Origin of the sequence: Mangrovibacterium marinum (assembly GCF_003046625.1) — a bacterium.
Taxonomy (GTDB): domain Bacteria; phylum Bacteroidota; class Bacteroidia; order Bacteroidales; family Prolixibacteraceae; genus Mangrovibacterium; species Mangrovibacterium marinum.
Genome location: NZ_QAAD01000020.1, coordinates 62,113 through 68,685, shown reverse-complemented (window position 1 = coordinate 68,685; position 6,573 = coordinate 62,113). Strand labels below are relative to the sequence as shown.

At 44.8% G+C, this 6,573-nt stretch carries 8 protein-coding genes and 1 tRNA gene; all 9 read right to left on the bottom strand.

The window, feature by feature from the left end; translation table 11 throughout:
* Window positions 1-172: 172 nt before the first annotated feature.
* Complete coding sequence (locus tag C8N47_RS15470; RefSeq protein ID WP_107823472.1) at window positions 173-520, bottom strand: cupin domain-containing protein; 348 nt, start codon at window positions 518-520, stop codon at window positions 173-175.
* A 72-nt stretch (window positions 521-592) separates the two neighbouring features.
* On the bottom strand, window positions 593-1,066 hold the full coding sequence (locus tag C8N47_RS15465; RefSeq protein WP_107823471.1) for an ExbD/TolR family protein: 474 nt from the start codon (window positions 1,064-1,066) through the stop codon (window positions 593-595).
* Window positions 1,067-1,069: 3 nt separating this feature from the next.
* Window positions 1,070-1,648, bottom strand: a complete 579-nt coding sequence (locus C8N47_RS15460) for an ExbD/TolR family protein (RefSeq protein WP_107823470.1) — start codon at window positions 1,646-1,648, stop codon at window positions 1,070-1,072.
* A 34-nt stretch (window positions 1,649-1,682) separates the two neighbouring features.
* On the bottom strand, window positions 1,683-2,138 hold the full coding sequence (locus C8N47_RS15455; RefSeq protein WP_107823469.1) for a hypothetical protein: 456 nt from the start codon (window positions 2,136-2,138) through the stop codon (window positions 1,683-1,685).
* 7 nt (window positions 2,139-2,145) lie between these two features.
* On the bottom strand, window positions 2,146-2,967 hold the full coding sequence (locus C8N47_RS15450; protein WP_245915729.1) for a MotA/TolQ/ExbB proton channel family protein: 822 nt from the start codon (window positions 2,965-2,967) through the stop codon (window positions 2,146-2,148).
* A gap of 139 nt (window positions 2,968-3,106) precedes the next feature.
* Window positions 3,107-3,194, bottom strand: a tRNA-Ser gene (locus C8N47_RS15445).
* Between the two features lie 60 nt (window positions 3,195-3,254).
* Complete coding sequence (locus C8N47_RS15440; protein WP_245915728.1) at window positions 3,255-4,298, bottom strand: asparaginase; 1,044 nt, start codon at window positions 4,296-4,298, stop codon at window positions 3,255-3,257.
* Between the two features lie 12 nt (window positions 4,299-4,310).
* A complete protein-coding gene (locus C8N47_RS15435) occupies window positions 4,311-5,075 on the bottom strand; it encodes a TatD family hydrolase (RefSeq protein ID WP_107823468.1) in 765 nt (254 codons plus the stop codon).
* A gap of 144 nt (window positions 5,076-5,219) precedes the next feature.
* The gene (gdhA, locus tag C8N47_RS15430) at window positions 5,220-6,554 is read right to left on the bottom strand and encodes an NADP-specific glutamate dehydrogenase (RefSeq protein WP_107823467.1); all 1,335 of its coding nucleotides are present in this window, start codon (window positions 6,552-6,554) and stop codon (window positions 5,220-5,222) included.
* Between the last annotated feature and the right edge of the window lie 19 nt (window positions 6,555-6,573).

The window sequence follows — 6,573 nt, the reverse complement described above, 5'->3', positions numbered from 1 at the left end:
GTGGTCTGCTCAATAAAATAACTTAAACAGCCCGTCAATTCCATTTGAAAATTGACGGGCTGTTTTTTGGGCTGCGTCATCGCCGAGACGCTTACCGACAACTTGTGAAAACAACGACAACAGCATCGTCGAAACATGGTAAGCTTTCATCCCTGTTGCTGATTCGCCGGAATCATGACGTTTTTTTGATAAAATCTTCCCGAATAGGGTTGAAGCTATCAACCAGTCGGGCACATTCCGTTAATAATTGAATCGTATGTTTCTTCCCGGATGGCACCGCGAACATGTCCCCGGCCTTCAATTTCACGGGTTCCTCGTCTTCGCAGAAGAAGATAATCTCTCCGGCAGCGATGTAGGATGTTTGTTCGTGCGGGTGGCTGTGTGGCGGTTCGGGACTATCCCAGGGACCATCGCTAAAATCGATCAATACCGTCATCAAATCGTCCGTATGGATAATCTTTCGTTCGAGCCCTTCGCGGACCTTTTCGTAGGGAACCGCATCAAATTGTAGTGTAGCCATACAATGCTTTGTTAATCGAATAAAAAAAGGGAAACCCGTTTGGATTTCCCTTCAAATGTATGTCGTAAAAGATTACTCAGCAACAGCTTTCTTTCTCGACGAATAGTTGATGTGCAAGGCAGATGCTTTACGCAATTCCTGCTTGATATCGGTTACGATACCCATTTTTGCAAACTCATCAACTTTCAGAGAAGTAATCATCATTGGCACCTCAGCCTCATCGCGAGCTTCACGCTCAGCAGTGATAAAGTCTAAGATATCCTCAGGCTGAGCGAACTGGTCGTTCAGCTGGATACGTGGTTCAGAACCAAAAACGCGTTGAAATTGTTTTTGGGGTTCACCAACGTAAATATAGCTTACCAATGATTTCTTTTCCAACTTGGAAAGTTCAGTAGCTTCAGGAATGTGAATCTGAACTTTCAGTGTTACCTCCCTCATCGTTGTACTAACCATAAAGAAGAATAGCAACATAAAAACGATGTCGGGCAATGAAGCTGTCGAAATCGGTGGTAAATCTTTGCCACCTTCTTTTCTAAATTTAGCCATATTCTATTTCCCTCCAACTTTTTTAGGTTCAGCCTCGGAGATCTTCGACGGATAAATTTCTTTAATCGCATCTTGTTGATCACTCTCAAGCTTATCGTAAGATTTGCCGAACTTTTGCTCAGCCAATTCTTCTCTTAATTCATTAATGGCACCAACCAACTCGTTTTGAACTGCCAGATAGGTCCCGTAGGCTGTACCACGGTCGTTCTGCAAAGAAATTACCCCTTTTGTAATTCCAACTTCACCGAAATAATCCACCTCTTTGTAGTTTTTCTCGGGTAAGTCTTCCGAATTATTCGGGTTGGCCATAAATTCTTTGGCCTTATCTCTTAGCTGATCAACTTGTAATGGTTCACCTTCCACCAATAATTGGTTATTGGCATTCACCAGCACCACAAACACGTTACGTTCCTTAATAGGAGGAGTATCGTCGTTATTTTGGTCTTCTGGTGGCATAGGCGGAAGTCTACGTTCCAAACCGCTGTCAACATCCATTGTGGTCGTTACCAGGAAAAAGATAAGCAACATGAAGGCAATGTCTGCCAGAGATGCTGCGGGTATTTCAGGTACTTTTCTAGCCATAATCTAATTTTTCCTGTAATTATTCCACAATAAATTATTTCAACAAACGAGTTAACGGCGCCAGGGCAATTGCAATAATTGTCAGGAACAAAAGGATGTAGGTCGCATACAAAGTCGTACCAATCCATTTTGAAATTGTAGTCGTCAAACTACCGTCGGTAACAAATTTTTCAACACCGTGAAATTGAGGGATGGCATCGGATGCAAATACATAGGCAAGCACCACGACCACACCTGCAAAAACAAGAGCTGTTAAGCCTTTTTTAGCAGCAGCTTTATCAGTAAAAGTGTGAAATAACGCAAATACAACGGCAATAATAGTACTGGCACCTAGCAGGAAGTACGACCAAGACAAGTTTGTGTTGATCCAGGTTCCCATGGTAGCGTCAGCATTATCATCGCTAAGATTCGTCATCATTGACACAATCAGAATAGCTGAAACTGCCAAAAGTACCCACAACAGAATGTTTAATACTTTTTCAAGTTTCATAATTCAATTATTTTTTAAGATTGTGTTTTACTAAGATGTCAATTAATGAGATAGATGCATCTTCCATGCTGTTGATGATACTGTCGATTTTTGCCAAACAGTAGTTGTAGAAAATTTGAAGAATCATCGCAACAACAAGACCAGATACGGTTGTAATCAAGGCTACTTTAATACCACCGGCAACCAAAGACGGGCTAATATCACCGGCAACTTCAATCGCGTCGAAGGCAGCGATCATACCGATTACAGTACCCATGAACCCCAACATAGGAGCCAAAGCGATAAACAGAGCCAACCAGCTCAAACCTTTTTCCAACAAACCAGCTTGTACACCACCGTAAGCGACAACGGTTTTTTCCACTACGTCGATACCTTCTTCCGAACGATCCAAACCTTGGTAGAAAATACTGGCAACAGGACCACGTGTGTTGCGGCAAACTTCCTTAGCAGCTTCAATACCGCCTGTAGCCAAAGCATCTTCAACTTTCAGCAACAATTTTTTGTTGTTTGAAGTCGACAAGTTCAGGTAAATAACACGCTCCAGAGACAAAGCAAGACCTAAAATCAAACAGATCAATACGAATGACATGAAGCCCGCGCCCCCTTCGATGAACTTTTGTTTCAACTGGCTGTGCAAAGATTGACCTTGTTCAGCAGTTGCAGCAGCTTCTTCTTCCGCATCAGCTGTCATTGCTGGTGCAACAGTTTCCTGAGCAGCTGCTACTTCAGTTGTGTCGGCAACAGTTTCATCCTGTGCTACGGCAATGTTCGATGCTCCCAAATAAAGCATCCCAAATACTGCTATAAACGCAAATAGTTTTTTCATCATTGGTTTCAATTTTAATTAGTAAATCTCCTTATTTATTTATACTATTTGATTGATATTCTGTTCGATTTGGAGTTTTACTCCACGCCTCACAAAAACTTTTTCGCTATTAAAGTGTTTTATATTGCGGAGGACGAAACGGCGGAGAGAGAGGGATTCGAACCCTCGGTACACTTTTGGTGTACACACGCTTTCCAGGCGTGCCAGTTCAGCCACTCCTGCACCTCTCCTTGTATCGGCTCCTGCAAATTCGGGCTGCAAATTACAAAAAAATTGTAAATAAAAAACAACTACTCGCTTATTTCACCGCTCATACTTTTATTCATGTAAAGCTTTATATCGTCCTCACTTAAGCCCTGTCCCAGCAAAAACATTAATTTGGTTACGGCGGCTTCCGTCGTCATATCTTTTCCGCTGATCACTCCGGCTTCCAACAGCTCCTTGCTGGTTTGGTAATGCCCCATCTTGACCGCTCCTCCTTCGCACTGTGTAACAGTCACAATAAGAATGCGCAGGCGAATTGCTTTTTTCAGCAAACGGATAAACCAGGCTGCCGTGGGAACGTTCCCCGAGCCGTAAGCTTCGATGACGATGCCCTTCAACCCAGGTATATTAATGACACTTTCGAACACGGCTTTCCCCATCCCGGGAAAGATCTTCAGCACCACAACATTTTCATCGAAGCTTGTGTGTACATTCAGAATTCCCTTTTTGCGTGCATAGTAAATATTCTCGTAGAAATATTTAATGTCGACCCCCGCCTTTGCCAGCAGCGGGTAGTTTTGTGAGTTGAATGCGCTGAAGTGATCGGCATGACGTTTTTTGGTGCGGTTTCCGCGCATTAATTTAAAGTCGAAGTAAATACAAACTTCGGGGACAACGGCCATTCCGTTTTGTTTGGCTGCCGCTATTTCAATGGAAGTAATCAGGTTTTCCTTACCATCGGTACGGAGAATCCCTATTGGCAACTGTGAGCCGGTCAGCACAACCGGCTTATCCAGATTTTCGAGCATATAGCTCAAGGCCGAAGCCGTGTAGCCCATGGTATCTGTTCCGTGCAACACCACAAAACCGTCGAACTTGCTGTAGTTATTTTTAATGATCTTGGCCAGCCGTGCCCATTTTTTGGGCGTCATATCCGACGAATCGATGGGAGGCGTAAAGGTTAGCGATTCCAGATGGTAACCCAACCGGTTCAGTTCCGGGACTTCATCCAGGATCTGATCGAATTTAACGGGATTCAACGCGCCATTTTTTTGAACCATACCGATTGTACCACCGGTATAAATAATCAAAATGGACGGCACATGCTTATTCATGGGACTGATGACCATCGAGAATAATTTTCAAATTTGAAATAAATGTTCAGCGTTCCGGGTCGACAATTTCGCCAGCTCAGTAACACTCATCCGATGCAGGTCGGCCACACGCTGGGCAACATAGATCAGATAAGAGCTCTCGTTGCGTTTTCCGCGAAAGGGAACCGGTGTCAAATATGGGGCATCGGTCTCTAAAATCAAATGACATGGATCAATGTTTTCGATTACTTTATCCATCCCACTGTTTTTGAAGGTAACAACGCCATTTACGCCAAGCTTAAAGCCCAGATCGATAACCTGCTGAGCCTGCTCGAGGCTTCCCGAGAAACTGTGAAATACACCCCGCAAGCCGGGAACTTGTTCTTCCTTCAACACCTGCATCACTTCATTGAAAGACTCTCGAAAGTGGATCACAAGTGGTAGATCATACTTAATGGCCATTCTTATTTGACGGCGAAATGCATCGATTTGCTCCGTCACGAATGTTTTATCCCAATACAGATCAATACCGACTTCTCCGATTCCGTAAAACTTTTGCTTTTGCAACCAAAATTCAACCAATTGCAGTTCGTCCTCGTAATCTTCGTTCACCGATGTTGGATGAAGCCCCATCAAGGGGTAACAGATATGCGGATATTGTTCCGACAGATCCAGCATTTTGCGGACCGTAGAACTATCGATATTGGGCAGAACGATTTTGCGTACTTCATTTTCGTAAGCACGCTGTATAACTTCGTCAATGTCATCCAAAAATTCTTCAGTATAAATATGAGAGTGTGTATCAATCAACATGGGTCAAGAAAAACAATTTCGAACAAAGAAAGCAGTTCTATCGAAATCAAAGGTTCTGGGAATATTATCTTATTACTAATTCATAAAAAACGGCTAAAAAGCAATTAACTTTTCAGCCGTTTCTTCGTTTAAACGAGCTTATTCTTAAACAATGCCCTGCGCGAGCATCGCATCGGCAACTTTAACAAAGCCGCCTACATTGGCGCCCTTCACATAGTTTATGCGGGCTCCATTTTGACCATACTTCACGCAGGTTTCGTGAATTTCGCGCATAATCAGATGCAACCGGGCGTCGACCTCCTCGCGGGTCCAATTCAGGCGTTGACTGTTTTGGGTCATCTCGAGTCCTGAAACCGCAACCCCGCCGGCATTGACAGCTTTACCCGGTGCATAATTTATATGTTCGGACAGGTATTCAACGGCTTCGGCCGTACAGCCCATGTTCGAGGCTTCGGCCAACAGAAAGCAGCCATTGCCGACCAACATTTTTGCATCTTCCAGATCAACTTCGTTTTGCGTTGCACACGGAATTGCAATATCAACTTTTTGCTCCCATGGTTTGCGTCCGGCAAAAAACTGCGCACCAAACTCCTGGGCATAAGGCTCAACAACGTCGTTATTGGTTGCCCGCAAATCGAGCAGGTAATCCACCTTGTCGCCACTGATACCTTCGGGATCGTAAATATATCCGTCGGGGCCGGAGATGGTGACCACCTTACCGCCAAGCTCGTTAATTTTCGAGATTGCTCCCCAGGCCACATTCCCGAAGCCCGATATTCCAAAGGTGTGTCCACTGATATCTTTTCCGAGATGCTCCAGGATATGTTGCACAAAATAGACGGCTCCAAAGCCCGTAGCCTCGGGACGGATCAGGCTGCCCCCCCAGGCCAGTCCCTTACCGGTAAGCACACCTGTAAACTCGTTCCGGATACGCTTATACTGCCCGAACAAATAACCAATTTCACGTCCGCCCACGCCAATATCGCCGGCTGGCACATCGGTATTGGGGCCAATGTGGCGCTGCAACTCGGTCATAAAACTCTGACAAAAGCGCATAATCTCGTTATCCGATTTTCCTTTCGGGCTGAAATCGGAACCGCCCTTACCGCCACCCATCGGGAGCGTTGTCAAACTATTTTTAAAGGTCTGCTCGAAGCCCAGGAATTTCAAAATCGACAGTGTTACCGTGGGGTGAAAACGAAGCCCCCCTTTGTAGGGTCCCAATGCCGAGTTGAACTCGACGCGGTAGCCCCGATTAATCTGAACATCGCCCCGATCGTCGACCCAAGGCACGCGAAACATGATCACACGCTCGGGTTCGACCATGCGTTCCAGGATCTTCGCTTTTTGGTAGCGGGGATTCTTCTGATAGACATCCCAGATTGTTTCCACCACTTCCTGTACTGCCTGATGAAACTCGGTTTCACCCGGCGTTTTAGCCTTTAAGGCTTCCATAAATTCATTTATATCCGTTCTCATCGCGTTGAAAATTGAATTA